This window comes from Flavobacterium sp. CECT 9288 (assembly GCF_918731615.1).
Taxonomy (GTDB): Bacteria; Bacteroidota; Bacteroidia; order Flavobacteriales; family Flavobacteriaceae; genus Flavobacterium.
Genome location: NZ_OU957226.1, coordinates 3,566,884 through 3,584,853 on the forward strand (window position 1 = coordinate 3,566,884; position 17,970 = coordinate 3,584,853).

Below are 17,970 nucleotides of genomic sequence, written 5' to 3' on the forward strand. Positions count from 1 at the left end.
ATAGTAGTTATTTATCAAAAATGTTGATAAATTGCTATAATTATCAAAATCCGAGACAATATTATCTGATTTTTTTATTGATGATGGACTAAGTTTATTAGCTTCATCAAATGATAGTTTTTTTAAATTAATTTTTGTTTCTTATTTCTGAATTATTTGTTCTTTAGCTTGGCAACCCAACATTAATTATAAAAACATCAGTAGTAATAGTGTTTTTTTCAATCTTACTTTTTTAATTTAATTAATAGTTTGTAGATTCTAGTTTGTATTCTCATAATTTTTGATTTGATTGGTAAATCTAGACTATTGGTTTAATATAATTTTACGGTTTTTATGTTAAAATTTTACGGTTTTATGTTAAAATTACACTAATGGTAACTACAATTTTGGTCTCTAGTTTAATTTTTTTTAAGTTTTAAGAGAGCTAACAAATGAAATCATTAATAAGTTCATTGTCTAGCTTGACAGCCCCGGGGTTTTGGGACTTACACGGTAATGATGCCGCTTCTATCGGGGCTACGATAGTTCGTTTTATTTTTATTAGAAAATCAGCAAATGGAATTTGTACAGACCTAACAGGTTTTATTGTCTTTTTTTAAGTCTTTTTTAATTGCAATAAGAATTGATTTATAAGCAACTTTGAGATAACATAATGTGTCAGTAGTTATTTATTTCTCTTCAGTTCTTCAATTTTTAACTTTAAGTATTTTCGAACTAATAGGTATAAGTCTAGGATTAAGAGCAATGCAATAACTACTAAGACAGCTGGAATCAGTGCAATAAGGTTTCTAACATAGTAATTTTGTTTGTTTTTTATTTTTATATCGTTTCTAAATTTTATAATAATCGAATAGGTATTTTAAAACCTGTTAGGTCTCAACTTAGGCTTGAGATCAAAACGTGTACAGATGAATCAAAAATTCGAACAGATTATCAGATTTTTTATATTGTTAAGTAAACTATTTACTAATCTACATTTTTAGTAAAATAAGTGCATCCTAATTCAAACCAACTTTGTCCAATCTTTATAGGTGTCATTTCAACTTCTATATCTTCTCCTTTGTACCCAAAGCCTTGTAAATCATCGTCTCCTATAAATTCGTCTAATTTATCATCAAATATGAGTTCAAGCTTGTTTTGTACAAGATATATTGCCATTAAGACCTGGCTTCTAATATCTTCTTCTTCTTGATCAGTAAATTTGATTAGGCCAAGTTGTTCATAAACTGAAATTGGATCATAAAAATGATAGTCAGCTACTTGAATCATTTCACGACTTTCTATATCATCAGGATACTTTGGCAGTTGATATTCTTCACACAATCTATGAAAAGCAATAGTAGCTTGCTCCTTATAAGATTTTGTTTGACTTTCAATTTCTTTTAATATTTTAGATAGTTTTGCATCGGTATCAATCCATTCCTGCAATGGATTGTGTTCATTATTACTATGCTTTTCCATATATTTTTTCTCTTTCGCCTCCATGAAGCCATTCATTAATAGATAACTCTATGGGTTGAAACTCAATTCCCGTACAGCCAGCATCTTCAATTTCTTGTTTTAGTTTTTCAGATACTATGTATTGTCCAGCAGTTTTTATAAAGAAAAAATCTTCCTTTACATCTGAATTTAAACAAATATTTTCTATGGAAACTATTTCCATTTTTTGTTTATGGAATTCAGTTAACTTTAAAAATTCATCCATTGAACTAACTACTACTGTTTTCGGTTCTGTACCTCCCTGCTTTTTTTTTATTCTTACAATAATTTTACTCTTAGAGAAGTTAATGTATTCCATATTGAATTCGTAGGTGTGCAATACCCAAAATTCCTCAAATTCATTACCGTCCCTCAAGACGGAACTTTTAAAAAATTGCATTCCAGTTGCTCGTTTACTTTCTAATATTGATTTTAACTTATCACTGATTAGCAATTTTGATGTAAATCCCATGCTAGAACTATCAATTAAATCAGTTAGTTTTGATTTAGCGTGTAAAATAGCATTAGCCACAATTGGTTGTACAGTTATTTTTACAAAATGAAATCGGTCAATAAAAAGGGTGTCATTCCATACATGACAGTTATATTTTACTTCCTTTACTTGAGGATAATGACCTATTACTTTTTTTTTTAATGAGTTTCTGATATAATAAAATTTCATAATTAAAAATTTAATTGATTTATAGGTGTATTAGGATTATTTTGTATGGCAGTTCTTATATCTTGTATTAAATCTACAAGAAAGTCATAACATTGATTAGGAGTTGCATTTGGATTTGCTTGATTAAAAAAATCAAATCTTTCTTGAATAAGATCGTCGTAGTGAGCATGACTTCCATTATGAACAGCTTTACTCAGAGGAATACCATTTAAAGCTTCGTTTAGATGAAAAGCACTACCACTTTTTGAAGCTTTTTGCACAATAGATTTTGTTTGTTTATTCAAAGGAATAATGTGATGTGCTTGTAATCCATTGCCAACTGTCATTCCTAAAACTTTTCTTAATTGTTTTCTACAATAATCATTTGTGCCAAAGAACAAATTACCATTAGGTAAAACTTTCCATACTAGTTTTACTTTTGTATTTATGTCAACCGCAGTATTTACAACTTTTAAACTATATTTTACTCCAACTGAAGCCCAACCAGCAACAGGCACTGCGCTGACATAACTCAACGTAGCATTTACGCCATCTCCTTCTATGGTGTAAAGAACACCGTTTGTCAAATCTGCTACTTCACCTAGCACTGGTATCAAACCAAATGCGTCAAGACCAATATGAATAATATCTTTACTAGCGTAATACAAACATTTTGCTCTACTGTATTCAGGATTTAATTGTCTTATGCTTCTATAGTTAAAGTATAGTTTTAGTGCGAACATATTACCAAAATCGGGCGGGAGAGATGCTAAATCCAAATCTACGTATTGATCAAGACTTAATCCGAATTCATCTGTCAATAAATTTGTTTGAGAATTATTTAATCGAATTGATAGATTAATTAAATTGTTTGTATCAGCCTGATTTGAATCATTCTGTGCTAAATTAATCATTTCATTGAAAAATTCAATTTTTTCCAAACTAGTAATGTTCTCTAAAATACTTTTTTGTGTCAAAGGATCAAGTTTTGACAAAAATTCTCCATGTAAGAGTAAAAATTGAAATGAACTGAAATTAAAATTATTAATTGCGTTAAGTTCATAAGAAGTCCCATTATATTGGTTGAATAATATTGGCATATTACTAAACGCATACTTTAGCGCGATTTGATTTTGAGTAGATAAGCCACCATTTGGTTTTTCTAATAAATAATTAAATGCCCAATAATGAAGTTGGTTAATTGTGGTAAAAGGCAAATTACTCATAGGTATACTGGCAACACTATCATAATTGGCAAGTGCAAAAGCTACTTTATTTTGATTGTCGATGTTTAACCCACCATTATTTTTCATAAAATTAATGATCGTATTGTGCATCCAGTTGTTAGCCAGTACTACATTATTTAAATGCTGTGGCAACGTATTAATAAAACCAGCTACTTCTATAGCAAAAAGAAAATCAGGATTATTAATATCTTGTTCACCTTCATAGGGAATAGGTATGTATACACCCTCTAAACCGCCACCGCCACCGCCGCTTTCACCACCTTCATTACCATAATCTCCCTCACTACTTGAGCCTCCACCACCTGATCCACAATATTCGTAAGCAACTGATGTGGAAACACATAAACTACAAAGATCACAAACTCCACTTGAACAACTACCAGTTTTAGTACAATTAAACGTAGTAGTTGGTGTTTCGCACATAGTACCTGCACCCACAGAAATTATCGTCCTACTTTGTAATTGTGGGGTACTCATATAAATAACTTCTGAACTTTTTAATCGGTAGTCACCACTCTGGGTATTTAGTGCTTCTTTGTTTTTGAACAATAATTCTTCCCATTGCCCGCCATTTTTATGATAAACGAGGTTATAATATTCGTGTGGCTTTAATGCATTTTTATCAATAGGATAAATTCTGAAACTATAAGTTGCTTTATTATTTTGTGCAACATGTTTTAAAATCTTTGTTGTGTCAATTATAAAGTCATTCTTAATAGACCTCTTTTTGAGTTGTTTGTCTAGTGTTATTGACTTGAATAAAGCAAAATTATCTTGTTGTGTCTCTTTTTTAAACTGACTGAAAGAAACATCTTTTTTTGAAGTGTTGATTTTGCTATGCCTTTCTAAAGGATAGGTATCGTCGCTGCAATTAAATAGTGGTAAAGCGGTAAGGAGTACGACAATTGTTTTAAATGTTTTTTTTAATAGCTGTTGCATAAATATAGATATTGGAGTTTATAAGTTATTTGTCCATCAGTGTAATATTATTTTGAAGTACTATGAACTAAAATAGTAGTTATTTATCAAAAATGTTGATAAATTGCTATAATTATCAAAATCCGAGACAATATTATCTGATTTTTTTATTGATGATGGACTAAGTTTATTAGCTTCATCAAATGATAGTTTTTTTAAATTAATTTTTGTTTCTTATTTCTGAATTATTTGTTCTTTAGCTTGGCAACCCAACATTAATTATAAAAACATCAGTAGTAATAGTGTTTTTTTCAATCTTACTTTTTTAATTTAATTAATAGTTAGTGGATTATAGTTTGTATTCTCATAATTTTTGATTTGATTGGTAAATCTAGACTATTGGTTTAATATAATTCTACGGTTTTTATGTTAAAATTTTACGGTTTTATGTTAAAATTAAACTAATGGTACTACAATTTTGGTCTCTAGTATAATTTTTTTTTAAGTTGTTCGAGAGCTATCAAATGAAATAATTAATAAGTTCATTGTCTAGCTTGACAGCCCCCATCAGGTGCTCGTTTGCAACGAGTACTTACTTACTTTATTAACGAAAACAAAGCGTTTGCAACGCGGCTCTATTACACGCATTACCATAAAGGATGCCGCTTCCATCGGGGCTACGATAGTTCGTTTTTTTTCATTACAAAATCAGCAAATGGAATTTGTAAATAACCAAGCGGTTTTATAAACCTGTTAGGTGTCTTAGCTTTCGTACCTAAGCATGGCCCTTCGTCGTATATTGTATCGTGCCATAGTGGGGCGCTTGGTTTTATTTTCCTACTGAAAAGCGATACGATCTTCATAGCCCTGATGGCAGCGGAAATCCTCTTGTGCCAGTCCCGAAACTTCGGGATGGCACAGGAGATTGTAGCGTACAGCAGGAAAAAACGACTGGAAAAGATGCCCGCCTGCTCCTAAAATCAAGAATAATTGTTGTAAATTATTGGTGGTTTTATTCTTTTGCGCGTGCTTTACGCAAGGAGTAATTTACTAAATACAACCCAAATAAAGTTACGCTTCCACCGATGGCAATGGCGGCATTTAGGGTTTCCCCAAAGATTATAGCGCCAAGCAACACGGCAATAATAGGGTTGATGTACGAGTAAACACTACTGATAGATGCCGGTAAATGTTGTAGCGCATAAATAAAGGCAATAAAAGTAAGTACCGATCCAAAAATAACCAAATACGCAATAGACCACCATGAAATTGCTGGTATCTCATGCAATGGAACCGATATTCCTGCGGCACCTGTATAAGCAAACACTAAAATACTAGACAAGAACATTTGGATTCCTAAACTAAAGTACGGATTGAAACTAGCTGCTTTCTGCTTTGTATATAAGGTTCCAAAAGCCCATGTTAAAGTAGAAATGATGGAGATTATGATACCAAATTTAAAATCGGGAATTAAAAAATCTGCTAAGTGATCATAAAAAATGACGCATACGCCACTAAAACTAATTATTAAACCTAGAATAGAAAACTTAGACAAGCGTTCTCCTTGAAAGAAAGAAATAATGACAATCCATAACGGGACACAAGCCCCAATAATGGCACCAAGACCACTACTGATGTACTTTACTCCCCATGTACTTAATGCATTGCTCAAAACAAAGTTTAAAAAGCTCAGTATAATGATGGTCTTCCATTGTTTTCCCTTAGGCCATGGCGTTTTTTTAAATAAGAAATAAGAAATATAAAGGAATCCTCCCAAAAACTGCCTAATGGCTACTAGTTGTAGGGCTGGCATGTGTTTTACGCCTTCTTTTGAGGCGATCCAGGTGGTTCCCCAAAAAAAACTGATCCAACATAAGGCCAAAATGGGCAATCCAATAGCGTTTACTCTTGACGAAAAAGCGTTTTTAATTTTAGTTTTCACATTATAAATTTGGTTGTGCAAAAGTATACTTTAAAACCGATTCGGTTTTAGTACTTGAAATAGTTTTTCCAAAAATTAGACCTTGTTGTTCAAATTTTGGCAAATCCAAATCATAGTCTACCGCTTTTTGAGTGTAATATTCCTTTCTGCTAGGATGATATGGTGTAACTGCATTAAAGGTTTCGTCCCAAACCTGTTGTGACAAAATAGCGTTGATAATTCCTATGCAATCCTCTTGATGAATTAAGTTTATGGGAGCATCTGGGTTTTCCAAATTTTCTCTGCCGGCTAAGAATTTTATGGGATGACGATCGGCACCAATGAGACCTCCAAAACGAACTATGGTAGTTTTAAAATCAATAGCGCTTTGTAAAAGTTGTTCGGTTGCCAGCAATTGCTTGCCACTTTCGGTATCTGGCATAGGAATAGTTTCTTCAGTAACCAGTGTGTTTTGGTCCCCGTAAACCGAGGTAGAACTAATAAAAAGAACGTTTTCTACACCAGCTTTTTCAATATAAGGAATTAGATTTATAATTTTAGAAACAAAACTTTCAGTTCCAGCTCCTCTAAGCTTAGGAGGAATATCTAGTATTAAAGTAGAACAATCTTGCAGTAAACCAGCAATGTTACCAGATATAGATTCCTCATGGAGCGATATTAAAAAAGGATTTATTCCAGCATCTGCCAGAATTTGTAATTTCTCTGCGGATGTTGTTGATCCATTTATCTCATAGTTTTTTTTCAATAAGGCTTTCGCCAAAGGTAAACCGAGCCATCCGCAACCTAAAATGCTAATTTTTGTCATGATTTTGTGCTTACTTTATTGTTAAGCTGTCTTGTAAGGATTGTTTTTTGTATCGGCTGTGGCCAATAGGTGTTTTGAGTTTCACCGGCGTAACTACAACAACAGGACTAGGTTTTATTTTTTGTCTAATGACAACTGCATCATTCAATACAAAAGGTGTAGGCATCATCCAGTTTTCTCTTTTTGCTAGTTCAAATAATGGGTTTGTGGTTAAATCAAAAGAGCTTTCTAGCAATTCCATATCAAATTTATTTCCAGATTCTATCTCAAATTGCAGTACTAGCGGAGCATTGTTTACTACATAATAGCTAACAATTTTTTTGCCTTTTCGTTCGTAATTTCCTTTTTTGTGTTCAAGTGCTGTTGCTCCGTTAGCTATAAAGTTCTTGATTTTCATACCTTCATTGGCAAACACATCGTAGCGGTTTACATTTCTATTTGGAGCTATTTGGATTTTTAAATACCTTTTGGCACCAATAGTTCTATCATAAATAAAAGTAACTGTAGGCGGAGCAATTTTTTTTACTGGAGCAGGAGTAGTGTAGGTGAAACCGGAGTTGTATTTACTAAATAAGGGAAGCTCATTTAGAGTTGAAGCTGTTTCGGGATTATTGCCCAAGTACGTTTTGGTCCACGAGTCAAGATTGCTGTCATACGTGGCCCATTTTGCCATCTTTTTATCAGAATCATATACATAAAGCAAACTGTTTGATTTGGCTTTGCCAAATTCATAACCAGACTCATAATGTGCTTTGGCAAAAAAACCAACTGATACCATCAGAAATCCTGCAGCCCAAATTCCTTTTTTGGCGTAAGTTCCAAAAACAAAATAGAGAATACCCACTGCTAACGCCGTTAACACTGCACTTCCAAAAAGTACTTTTAATCCCAATCCCACCGGTAACATTTGGATAAAAGGAGTAATGATCAATAAAGCTGGAATACTCAATAGTAAGTTGACTGTTTTATTAGATTTTTGAGTAAGAACAAATATCCCAAAAACGAGCAGTCCAAAACAAACAGGAACTATCAAAAATCCTGCGCCTGGTAAGTACACCGCTAGTAAACCATTGATAATAATCCATAGTGTAAGTGGTGCCACATAATGACTCATGGTAATCTTTGTACTTGAAAACCGAGCATAAAACGCCATAGTTATAGCCATTGATAGGCAAACAAATGCAGCAATGTATTCATGACCGTTATAGGTAAATCCGTTAAGCAAATCGTTGTATTGAGGATAAAGTATTAGGAGAAGTTTCCAACCTAAAAAGGTAACAAGTCCTGCTGTAAGCAGCGATCCAAAAAGAGGAATAAATCCTTTGCTAATATCTTGAAATGTTAATAGATGTTTAGCTCTTCCTATGAATATAAAAAATACCAGCATTACAAAACAACCTATGACCACCGGTATAGTCCAGCTAAATGGGTAATAAACAAAAGTGTAAGGCAAACTAAAATAAACAAAATCCTCTTGAGATACTGGTTTGTTTAAATTTGTATTGGAAAAATGTTTTAGCAAAGGCATCAAATACGTACCTTGATGGGCAAGCGTGTTTATATCAAGATGGGCAGTATCATCTTGAGTGGTGTGGTAATTGTAATGATCGTCTATAAAGGCAAAATTGTACCCTTGTATGTTTCCTTGTTCTCTAAATACAGTCAAATCAGTATCGTTAGGTAGCATTTTATAAATGCTGTACATCAAAGAGTTTGATACTGGAAATGTGGTTTTGGCCTCGGCAAATTCTTTTACTAATGAAGCATTGCCAGCATTGGTTTCCATGAGCATATAACTTGGTCCTGATGTACCTCTTGCTTCAAAGTTTAAAACGATTCCTATATCTTTGGCCCATTTGTGTTGGTTTACAAAAAGTGCAGCGCCGTTAAGCCCTAATTCTTCTCCATCTGAAAACATGATGATGATGTCATTTTTATGAGGTGTTTTGGTATACAAAAAAGCTCTTATTCCTTCAATAATAGTTGCTACACCAGAGCCAGCATCACTAGCGCCAGGTGAGTAAGAATGTGGTGCACTATCATAATGAGAAAGCAACAAGAGCGCTTTAGAGTTTGAAGAGCCTTTTATTCGTGCTAAAACATTTTTAGAATATACCAGATTTCCCCAGTCACTTAGCGTGTAACCCTCATGAATGGTGGTTTCTAGACCCAAACTTTCAAGCTCTTGTTGCAAATAATTGGCAACTATTTCATGGTTTTTGGATCCTACATAATGCGGTTTTTGTGCTATTGCTTTTACTTGTTCAAAAGCCCGTGTTGCAGAAAAATCAACTAATGATGTGTCCTTGTTTGAAGTAAATTGCGGCATCATTGTGTAGTATAGTGCTGCAAGTACAATAAGAATAAAAGCACTCATATAAATTGAGGAAAAATCTTTTTTCATTTTTGGTTAGGTTTGGGGTTGTGGTATTTAGATGTCTTTTTTGACTAGCATATAAAAATCATTGTCTAAGACCATGTATCCTTGGTCATATAAAAAATAATAAGTGTTGCCCGTTTTTGTATTAAGAATATTGGTAAAGTATTCAAAATCAAAACCTTTACTTACGAGTTTTGAACGGGTAGTTTTAGATTTCCCCTCTGTATTCAGTTCAGATAAAATGCGATAGTTTTTGCGCAACCTGTTATTGATGTTGCGCATGTAATTGGTGCTATCCTTGTTTATTTTATTATTGTAAGCATTGCGACAACCATCACTACAAAATTTCTTGTCCTCGCGTCCCACAATTTTTTCTCCGCATTCTAAACAGGTTTTATTCATGGATTTATTTTTTTGATGTCGTATAAGTCAGTTCTACGGTCTTTAAGGATGCGAACACTGCCGTGCTCATGCAATTCTTTTAGCAAATCTAAGTCTACATCTACAATAAGGGTCATTTCGGTATTTGGTGTTGCTTCGGCTTTGATTCCATTACTAGGAAAAGCAAAGTCCGAAGGCGTAAAAACGGCCGATTGTGCGTATTGAATATCCATATTGTTCACTTTAGGCAAATTCCCTACACAACCAGCAATGGCAACATAACATTCGTTTTCTATGGCTCGTGCCTGTGCGCAATGCTTTACGCGTGTGTAAGCGTTTTGTGTATCGGTTAAGAAAGGAACAAATAAGATGTTCATACCTTCATCAGCCATCAAGCGGGAGAGCTCTGGAAATTCCACATCATAGCAAATCATGATTCCTATTTTGCCACAATCTGTATCAAAAGTCTTGATGGTAGAGCCACCCGTCATTCCCCAATGTTGTACTTCATTAGGTGTAACGTGGATTTTGGCATACATTTCAGAGGTTCCGTCTCTTTTACACAAGAAACCAACATTGTATAGAGTGCCATTGTCCAGGTACGGCATACTACCCGTAATGATATTGATGTTGTATGAAATGGCTAATTCTTGAAATCGTTTGTGAATGGGATCTGTATGTTTGGCTAGTTCTCTTATGGCTTCGGCCTCAGATAAATGATTGTAATCGGCCATTAAAGGAGCCGTAAAAAGTTCTGGAAATAGCGCAAAATCACTACCGTAACCGGATACAACATCTACAAAAAACTCACATTGTTCAAATAAGGCTTCAAGATTATTCAATTGGCGCATTTGCCATTGTACAAGTCCTAAACGGATAACGCTTTTTGCAAGGTTGATTAGCTTAGGGCTTTCGTCATAATAAATGTTGTTCCACTCCAGTAATACAGCAAATTCTTTGCTATCTGTATCGCCTTCGAGATAATTTTTCATGACCCGAATTACGTGAAAATCATTGCTTAATTGAAAAGAAAGTACTGAATCGTGCATTTCTTTTCTTTTCACTTTATCAATATAATCTTTTGGGCTTAGTGTGTCGGCGTGTTTGCCGTAATTAGGTATTCGCCCTGCAAAAACAATAGCTTTTAAGTTCAATTGTTCGCAAAGCTCTTTTCTGGCGTCATAAAGTCTTCTTCCCAGTCTCAGACCTCTGTAATTGGGGTGAATAAAAACGTCTATTCCGTATAAAATATCGCCTTTTTGATTGTGGGTAGAAAAGGTATATTTTCCGGTAATGTCTGAGTAGTTATGATTTTTATCGACTAAATTTTCATCAACGATAAGGGACAATGCAGAGCCAACAACTTTACCATCTACTAAAATCACGAGCTGACCTTCTGGGAAAATACTCAATAATTTCTCAATGTGATGTTCTCGCCAGTAAGAACCCGTCATTTCTGGATAGGACTCTACCATAGATTTTTTAAGTTCTTTGTAGTCGTCAAATTTCAGATTTCGTAATTCTACTTTGTTAATTTTGGCTTGCATAATAAATTGATTTACAACAAATATAGCTTTTTTTTTAACATTTACAAACGGTTACAAATAGTTACAACCGAAAGTAAATAGTTAGCAACCGATTCTTGTTTTGAAACTGTCGCATCTTTGCCCTGTTGATTCGAATGAACGTTTTGACAAATAAACATATACACCAATTATTAAATTTACACGCCATGAAAAACAGAGTACAATTAATCGGAAGAGTAGGTCAAGATCCAGAAGTTAAAACACTTGAAGGAGGAAAAAAATTAGCCACCGTGAGTATCGCTACAAATGATGTATATTACAAAGAAAACGGAGACAAGGTAGAGCAAACAGAATGGCACCGAGTTACAGCTTGGGGTAAAACAGCTGATATTATTGAAAAATATGTAACAAAGGGAAGAGAAATAGGCGTAGAGGCTAAGTTATCTCATAGAACTTACGAGGATAAAAACGGTGAAAAGCGCTATATTACCGAAATAGTGGCTAGTGAAGTATTGCTTTTAGGGAAATAGTATTCCTAACTTTTTAAAAGGCACGGATTTCTTAATTGAGGTCCGTGTTTTTTTTGTAATTAATAAATCATGAATCAGTTCTTATTGTTTTGAATTATTGGAAAACGTTTAAAAAATATCTTTTGCCACTCGATAGGTATTGGCGTGGGCTTCAATAATAGTTTTTATATCGGGAGAGTAGCCGCCACCCATAGAAACTTGCACCGGAATTTGGTATTTGGAACACAATTCAAAAACCAATTCATCTCGTTTTTTACAACCATTAAGGGTACAGCCTAATTTTCCTAGTTTATCTGTCGCCAAAATATCTACACCCGACAAATAAAATATGAAATCAGGTTTTTGCGTTTCTATCAATTGCGGAATTACAGTTGCTAGGGTTTGCAAGAACTCCGCATCGGTTGTATCATCGTCAAATGCAATGTCTAAATCTGACGTTTCTTTCTTGAACGGATAATTTGTCTTGCCATGTGTAGAAAACGTAAATACTTTTGAATTGTTTTGAAAAATCTCAGCAGTTCCGTTTCCCTGATGTACATCTAAATCAATGATTAAAATCTTTTTTGCGAGTTTAGTGTCCAATAAAAACTGTGCAGCAATGGCTTGGTCGTTTAATAAACAAAATGCTTCGCCATGATCTGTGTAAGCGTGGTGCGTACCTCCTGCAATATTGAATGAGACTTTCGTGTCAAATGATTTTTGTGCTCCAAAAATAGTTCCTTGTGCAATGATAAGTTCGCGTTCTACAAGTTCTTTTGAAAGTGGAAAGCCAATTTTACGCACTGCTTTTGCATCTAATGTAAGATCTAGTAAATCTGTGACATATTCTTTTTGATGAATTGCTAAAACCGGAGCTAAATCGCAAATTTCGGGTTTATAGAAGTCAGTTGGCAAAGCGGTTCCTTCATGCAACAATTGTTGCGGAAGCAGTTCGTATTTAAGCATGGGAAACCGATGCCCTTCTGGCAATAGATGCTGGTAAATAGGATGAAATGCTATTGGGAACATGGCGGAAAATGACTTTTAGTTACATGTATTAAACTCAAGCGATGCTTAGTTATTGGTTCATCAATTCTTGAAAGTAATCCACAAATTGGCCTAGGTGTAAGCCGTCGATTAATCCGTGGTGAACGTGTATGGACATGGGCATGGTTTTTTTTCCACTGCTATCAATTGTCATTTTTCCAAAAGAGATTTTTGGACAACTGTCAGGAAAACTAAAACTTCTTGCATGTGATAAAGAAGTAAAATCCAACCAAGGAATCGCCGAGAAATGGATGACATTATCATCATTAAAAGTTCGGGTAAAAAGTCCTGTGGTGGTTTGTATACGTTCAGTTTCTGTGGCGGTATTGGTTTCAAAAACAGCATAATTTGGGTCGAATTCAATCAAAGAAAAGCCAAAAGTCCCGTCTTCTCTTCCTATCGTTGCTGATGCATTGATGTGATTGTGTATTACAACGGTTTCCCCGTCAATGCGATATCTGAAAGGTTCTATGGCATTTACAGCCAAAAGTGTTTTGTGAAGGTAGTAGCTAAAAAAGGAAGTGTTTAGCGTTTTAGCTTTGGCGTAAGCCAGTGAACAATCAATTTGTACAGTTGCTCCAAAAAAAGGCTCTTCAAATTGTTTAAAGAATTGAAAATGTTCTTTACGCGACCAATTATCGATATCTAATAGTTGTTTCAAAGGGGATGGAATTAATTTTTTTTCAAAAGTATTGCTAATTTTTAATTCAGCCATGCACTTCTAATTTCTTTGATTGTTAAATATAAAAAAAGCCCTAAAAGAATTTCCTTTAGGGCTTTTAAGCAATTATAAGTGGAGAATTATTTTACTCTGAAAGTAACTCTTCTTACTAATTTTCTAGCTGCATCTGAATCTTTTGCTACTGAAGCATCTTCACCAGCTGCAACAACGTTCAATCTTGAAGCATCAACATTAGCTTTAACTAAAACGTCTTTTACGCTGTTAGCTCTTGCTGTAGATAATTTATCATTGTACTCAGATCTTCCTAACTCGTCAGCATGACCAATAATGTCAACTGATGCAGATGGGTTGTTTCTTAAGTAAGTTAAGATAAAATCAATTCCTTCAGTAGAAACGTTTGTTGGAGTAGATTTGTTATAATCAAAATAAGTACTTACGTAACCTTCGTTGATTAAGTTTTTGATTAATGTACTGTTGTTTACGATAGCTGATTTATCAGTGTTGTTTCCGTAAGTTTTCAATAAATAGCTTTCTAATTCGTCAGGAACGTTGTTGTTGTTCAAGTCAATAGATTTACCTTTAGTATCAACCATTACACCACCAATAGTGTTAGGCTCTTGATCTAAATAATCAGCAACACCATCTTTATCTGTATCTAACATAGAAGTTTCGATATCAGCAATTTTTTGCTTTAATTTGTCAATTTCGCTGTTGTTATCAAGTACCCAGTCAGCATGTTTTTCATTTTTACCTAAGTAAACTGTTAAACCTACAGTACCGTTAAACATCAATCCAGAGAATCCTCTTGCGTTTGAAGTTGAAGAAGCATCAAAAGTTGCATCTTGTGCAGCATTAAGGATCGTTGTGAAATCACCTGTAAGAGCAATTCTGTTAGATAATTTAATTTGACCTGTAATACCTGCCATAAAATTACCCATTCTGTCTTTTAAAGCAGAATTTTGATCTTCTAATTGAGCTAAACCAAAACCAGCATGACCTAATAAACCTATTGTATTAGTCCAAGTTTCAAAGCTCATAATTCTACCTAAGTTTGCTACTGCTTGAAGGTTTGCTCTGTAATATTTTGTATCAAAATTAGCAGAGTTGCTTTTTCCTTCAAAACTGTTGTATCCAAAATCAGCTTTCAAACCAAATTTATTGTTAAACATGTAACGTACACCTAGATCTGCAACATAAGGGCTTGGAGTTGAAGTAAAGTAACCTGATCCTAATGGTCTTTGTGGTTTGTTAACACCACCAGCTAATTCAATAGACCATTTGTTGTAATCTGTATTTTTTACTTCTTTAGTTTCAGTTTGAGCATTTACAGAAGAAACTGCACCTGCAAAAACTAATGCAAACATTAAATTTTTCATTATTTTATGATTTTTAAATTCTTTGCAAATTTACAACATATATTTAAATGAGAAATTTCAATCAGTTAATTATACAATATTTACTTTTAATTCTATAAATTGCGGAGTATATTGAGAAATCAGCAAAAATTTAGCTTTAAAAATTTAGCATGTTTTTTTATTTAACTCCAAAAAAAGGAATCAATAAGCTAAAACAAAGGGATGTTAATTTAAAATATGGATATTTTAACACTTACAAAGCTATGAATTCTAAGATGTCGGTAAGTTTTTCAATGGTTTTAAAGTTTTCATGCTCTACTTTGTGATCAATTTTTTCATGTGCCCAAGTGGTGTGAAATGGGATATGAACGGCGTATCCGCCTATGGCTAAAACAGGAAGAACATCGGATTTCAATGAATTGCCTATCATGAAAAATTCAGAGGGTTGAATTTCTAATCGTTTAATCAAGTCTGTATAATCAATCTCCTGCTTGTCTGACATCACTTCAATATGATGAAAATAATGACCTAAACCTGAATTGTGTAATTTTCTACGCTGGTCTAATAAATCACCTTTGGTGGCCACCACCAGTTTGTATTTTCCGTGTAACGCTTGTAGGGTTTCTTGAACACCATCTAGTAAAACAATAGGTTTTTCTAAAAGTTCTTTGCCGTACTGAATGATTTTTTCAATAATTTCAATAGGAATCGTGTTGTTCGAAATTGTCATTGCAGCCTCAATCATGGATAATATGTACCCTTTTATTCCGTAGCCGTATAATTTTAAATTGGCAATTTCTACCTTAAATAATTCCTGCGACAATCCTTGATGTGACAAATAATCACTCATGAGTGCACAAAATTTCTCTTCGGTTTCTAGAAAATAGGTTTCGTTGATGAATAAGGTGTCATCAGCGTCGAAGGCAATTACTTTTAGAGCCATTGAATTTATTTGATTTTGTTATGATTTATTATGAATTTTCCTTGTAGAGACGCTACTATGTGGCGTCTCTACAAGGAAAATAGAATTTAAACAGTTTGTAATACATTTAAACATAATGCTCGACTAATGAACTTATGGAATCTTTCACAGAATATTTTGGAATCCAATTAAAATTTTTATAAAATTCTTGACAATTCATTCCAAAATTTACTGCATTCCCTTCGTCGTTTATTTCAATTTTTGACTTGGTTAAACCTTTTTTCTCGGAAACAAAATCAACAATTAAATTTGTTAAATCAAGTAATTTTATTGGAGAAGATGAGCCTAAATTATAAACGGGTTTCCAATTTTGACTTGAAGCGTTTAATATTGTAATGATTCCGTCAATAGCATCTCTTATATCTAATATTTCAACAATTTGTTTGCCCCCACAGTTTATTACAATTTTGTCCGATTTTAAAGCTTTTAAAACTAAATTCACGCTGACTCCAATATTTAATAAACCTTTAGCTCCCCCAGTCAGTGTGCCCAGCCTAATAGAAGTGTGATTAATATGTTTATATTGATTTGCTATTTCTGAGAGTAATAATTCAGAGGCATATTTTGCCATACCATACGTGGTATTTGGACCTGTTTTTGAAGTTTCGGACCAAGGCGGTAATTCGATTTGCCCATAAACACTTTGAGAAGAAATATTAATAATATTTGGGATTTGATTTTCAACTGCTTTTTTAAATAAATCGGAAGTAAAAGCTAAGCTTTCAGCGATTTCTGAAGGTGATAAATGGGGTCTTGCAAAACCTGCATGAACAAGTATGTCAACATTACCCATATTAAACTTTCCGTTGTTTAAATCTAAGTTGTCAAAACAAACTACGTTTTCAGGCAATATTTCTTTTGCCTTTTTTTTGTCCCTGACCAACACCCATATTTCGAAAGTATCATTATTTTCAATTAATTTAGCGATTAAATTCCGTCCTAAATAACCTGTGGCACCTGTAAGTAAAACAATTTTATTTTTTTTAAGTGAATTGTCATTTTGATTGTTTTTAAGTAATTTGTCTCTATTAACTGCTTTGTCAGCAACTTGCCTAAGTCCGAATTTATTTAAATTCACAAACAAACTATTTCTACAGAAATCAATTTTTAACCATTCTTTAATGCATATTTCAACTTCATTAAATCCCATAGAAGCTCTTACTCCAGTAATGCCTGTAAATCGGGTGTTAATTTCAAATAATTTCAACCCATTGTCAGTCAAACGCCCTTGAAAATTTATAGGTCCTTTTAACCCCATAGATTTTAAAAAAGGTAATAATTTAGATATTTCACATTCTATATATTCATTTTTTAAAGGCAATATTTCAATTGGAATTCCATTTTTGAGCTTGTTCTGCGAAATCATACTGCCTATAAAATCGCCTTGATAGTCTGTTACAATTTGAATAGAAATTTCCGAAACTTGTTCATTACAATTTTGCTTTAATTTTAATGCGTATCTTTTTCTTTCAAGATCATCATTATGTGGCAAAGCTATTTCCTGAATTACAGAAGTATCATTGAGATCTTCAATTTCCGCTAGATTATTTATGATTTGAACGCCTCTTGAACCTGAACCAAATCTTGGCTTAGCAATAACAGGGAAATTGATTTTCTTGTCGTTATAAGATTTTATAAAAGTTTCTTTTGAAAAACTTTTTACAAATATTGGAGCAATTTCATTTAATTCCTCGGTCATTTTATATTTGTCTTGACAAAATTTAATTAGATTGTATTCTGCTACAATTACTTTTATATTTGCATTATGAAACTTAGTTATGTTTTTTGAAAATATCAAAATTTCATCATCTGCTCCTGGTATTATTAAATCTATAAAATGATTTTTACACAATTTAATCAGTTGATCAATATATCCATCATCATTAACATCAAGAGTTTGAATAAAAAAGTCGCAATCAAATAAGCCATAAGCTAATGTGTTATTCCCAAAACCAAATGTTTTTATTGGCAAATATGATAGTTTACATGAATTGATTACTGATTGTCCCACTCCAGTGCCAATACATGTTATACCAATATTAAATGATTTTGTCAT

At 33.3% G+C, this 17,970-nt stretch carries 14 protein-coding genes; 1 reads left to right on the forward strand and 13 read right to left on the reverse strand.

The window, feature by feature from the left end:
* Positions 1 to 966: 966 nt before the first annotated feature.
* The 8 genes from LQ189_RS15710 to LQ189_RS15745 form a co-directional block, all read right to left on the reverse strand.
* A complete protein-coding gene (locus LQ189_RS15710) occupies positions 967 to 1,485 on the reverse strand; it encodes a hypothetical protein (RefSeq protein ID WP_230158480.1) in 519 nt (172 codons plus the stop codon).
* Positions 1,448 to 2,161 (reverse strand): imm11 family protein, encoded by a 714-nt coding sequence (locus LQ189_RS15715; protein WP_230158481.1) that lies wholly within the window; start codon positions 2,159 to 2,161, stop codon positions 1,448 to 1,450. The genes LQ189_RS15710 and LQ189_RS15715 overlap by 38 nt, the downstream gene beginning before the upstream one ends.
* Positions 2,162 to 2,163: 2 nt before the next feature.
* Positions 2,164 to 4,326 (reverse strand): AHH domain-containing protein, encoded by a 2,163-nt coding sequence (locus LQ189_RS15720; RefSeq protein WP_230158482.1) that lies wholly within the window; start codon positions 4,324 to 4,326, stop codon positions 2,164 to 2,166.
* Between the two features lie 991 nt (positions 4,327 to 5,317).
* Positions 5,318 to 6,247 (reverse strand): DMT family transporter, encoded by a 930-nt coding sequence (locus tag LQ189_RS15725; protein ID WP_230158483.1) that lies wholly within the window; start codon positions 6,245 to 6,247, stop codon positions 5,318 to 5,320.
* 1 nt (position 6,248) lies between these two features.
* Positions 6,249 to 7,052 (reverse strand): SDR family oxidoreductase, encoded by an 804-nt coding sequence (locus tag LQ189_RS15730; RefSeq protein ID WP_230158484.1) that lies wholly within the window; start codon positions 7,050 to 7,052, stop codon positions 6,249 to 6,251.
* A gap of 10 nt (positions 7,053 to 7,062) precedes the next feature.
* A complete protein-coding gene (locus LQ189_RS15735; protein WP_230158486.1) occupies positions 7,063 to 9,456 on the reverse strand; it encodes a M28 family peptidase in 2,394 nt (797 codons plus the stop codon).
* A 27-nt stretch (positions 9,457 to 9,483) separates the two neighbouring features.
* Complete coding sequence (locus LQ189_RS15740; RefSeq protein ID WP_182649794.1) at positions 9,484 to 9,834, reverse strand: hypothetical protein; 351 nt, start codon at positions 9,832 to 9,834, stop codon at positions 9,484 to 9,486.
* Positions 9,831 to 11,360, reverse strand: coding sequence for a bifunctional GNAT family N-acetyltransferase/carbon-nitrogen hydrolase family protein (locus LQ189_RS15745; RefSeq protein ID WP_086453391.1), 1,530 nt, complete (start codon positions 11,358 to 11,360; stop codon positions 9,831 to 9,833). The genes LQ189_RS15740 and LQ189_RS15745 overlap by 4 nt, the downstream gene beginning before the upstream one ends.
* 185 nt (positions 11,361 to 11,545) lie before the next feature.
* Between LQ189_RS15745 and LQ189_RS15750 the strand changes: the two genes are divergently transcribed.
* Positions 11,546 to 11,869 (forward strand): single-stranded DNA-binding protein, encoded by a 324-nt coding sequence (locus LQ189_RS15750; RefSeq protein WP_230158488.1) that lies wholly within the window; start codon positions 11,546 to 11,548, stop codon positions 11,867 to 11,869.
* Between the two features lie 108 nt (positions 11,870 to 11,977).
* Here the strand turns inward: LQ189_RS15750 and LQ189_RS15755 are convergent, their stop codons facing one another.
* From LQ189_RS15755 to LQ189_RS15775, 5 genes are all read right to left on the reverse strand, one after another.
* Positions 11,978 to 12,877 (reverse strand): histone deacetylase, encoded by a 900-nt coding sequence (locus tag LQ189_RS15755; protein WP_230158490.1) that lies wholly within the window; start codon positions 12,875 to 12,877, stop codon positions 11,978 to 11,980.
* A 49-nt stretch (positions 12,878 to 12,926) separates the two neighbouring features.
* Positions 12,927 to 13,556, reverse strand: coding sequence for a chloramphenicol acetyltransferase (locus LQ189_RS15760; RefSeq protein WP_230158696.1), 630 nt, complete (start codon positions 13,554 to 13,556; stop codon positions 12,927 to 12,929).
* A 140-nt stretch (positions 13,557 to 13,696) separates the two neighbouring features.
* Positions 13,697 to 14,953 carry an OmpA family protein gene (locus LQ189_RS15765; protein WP_230158491.1) on the reverse strand — a complete coding sequence of 419 codons (1,257 nt, stop codon included), beginning with the start codon at positions 14,951 to 14,953 and terminating at the stop codon, positions 13,697 to 13,699.
* 232 nt (positions 14,954 to 15,185) lie between these two features.
* Positions 15,186 to 15,875 carry an HAD family hydrolase gene (locus LQ189_RS15770; protein WP_230158492.1) on the reverse strand — a complete coding sequence of 230 codons (690 nt, stop codon included), beginning with the start codon at positions 15,873 to 15,875 and terminating at the stop codon, positions 15,186 to 15,188.
* Between the two features lie 106 nt (positions 15,876 to 15,981).
* The gene (locus LQ189_RS15775) at positions 15,982 to 17,970 is read right to left on the reverse strand and encodes an NAD-dependent epimerase/dehydratase family protein (protein WP_230158493.1); all 1,989 of its coding nucleotides are present in this window, start codon (positions 17,968 to 17,970) and stop codon (positions 15,982 to 15,984) included.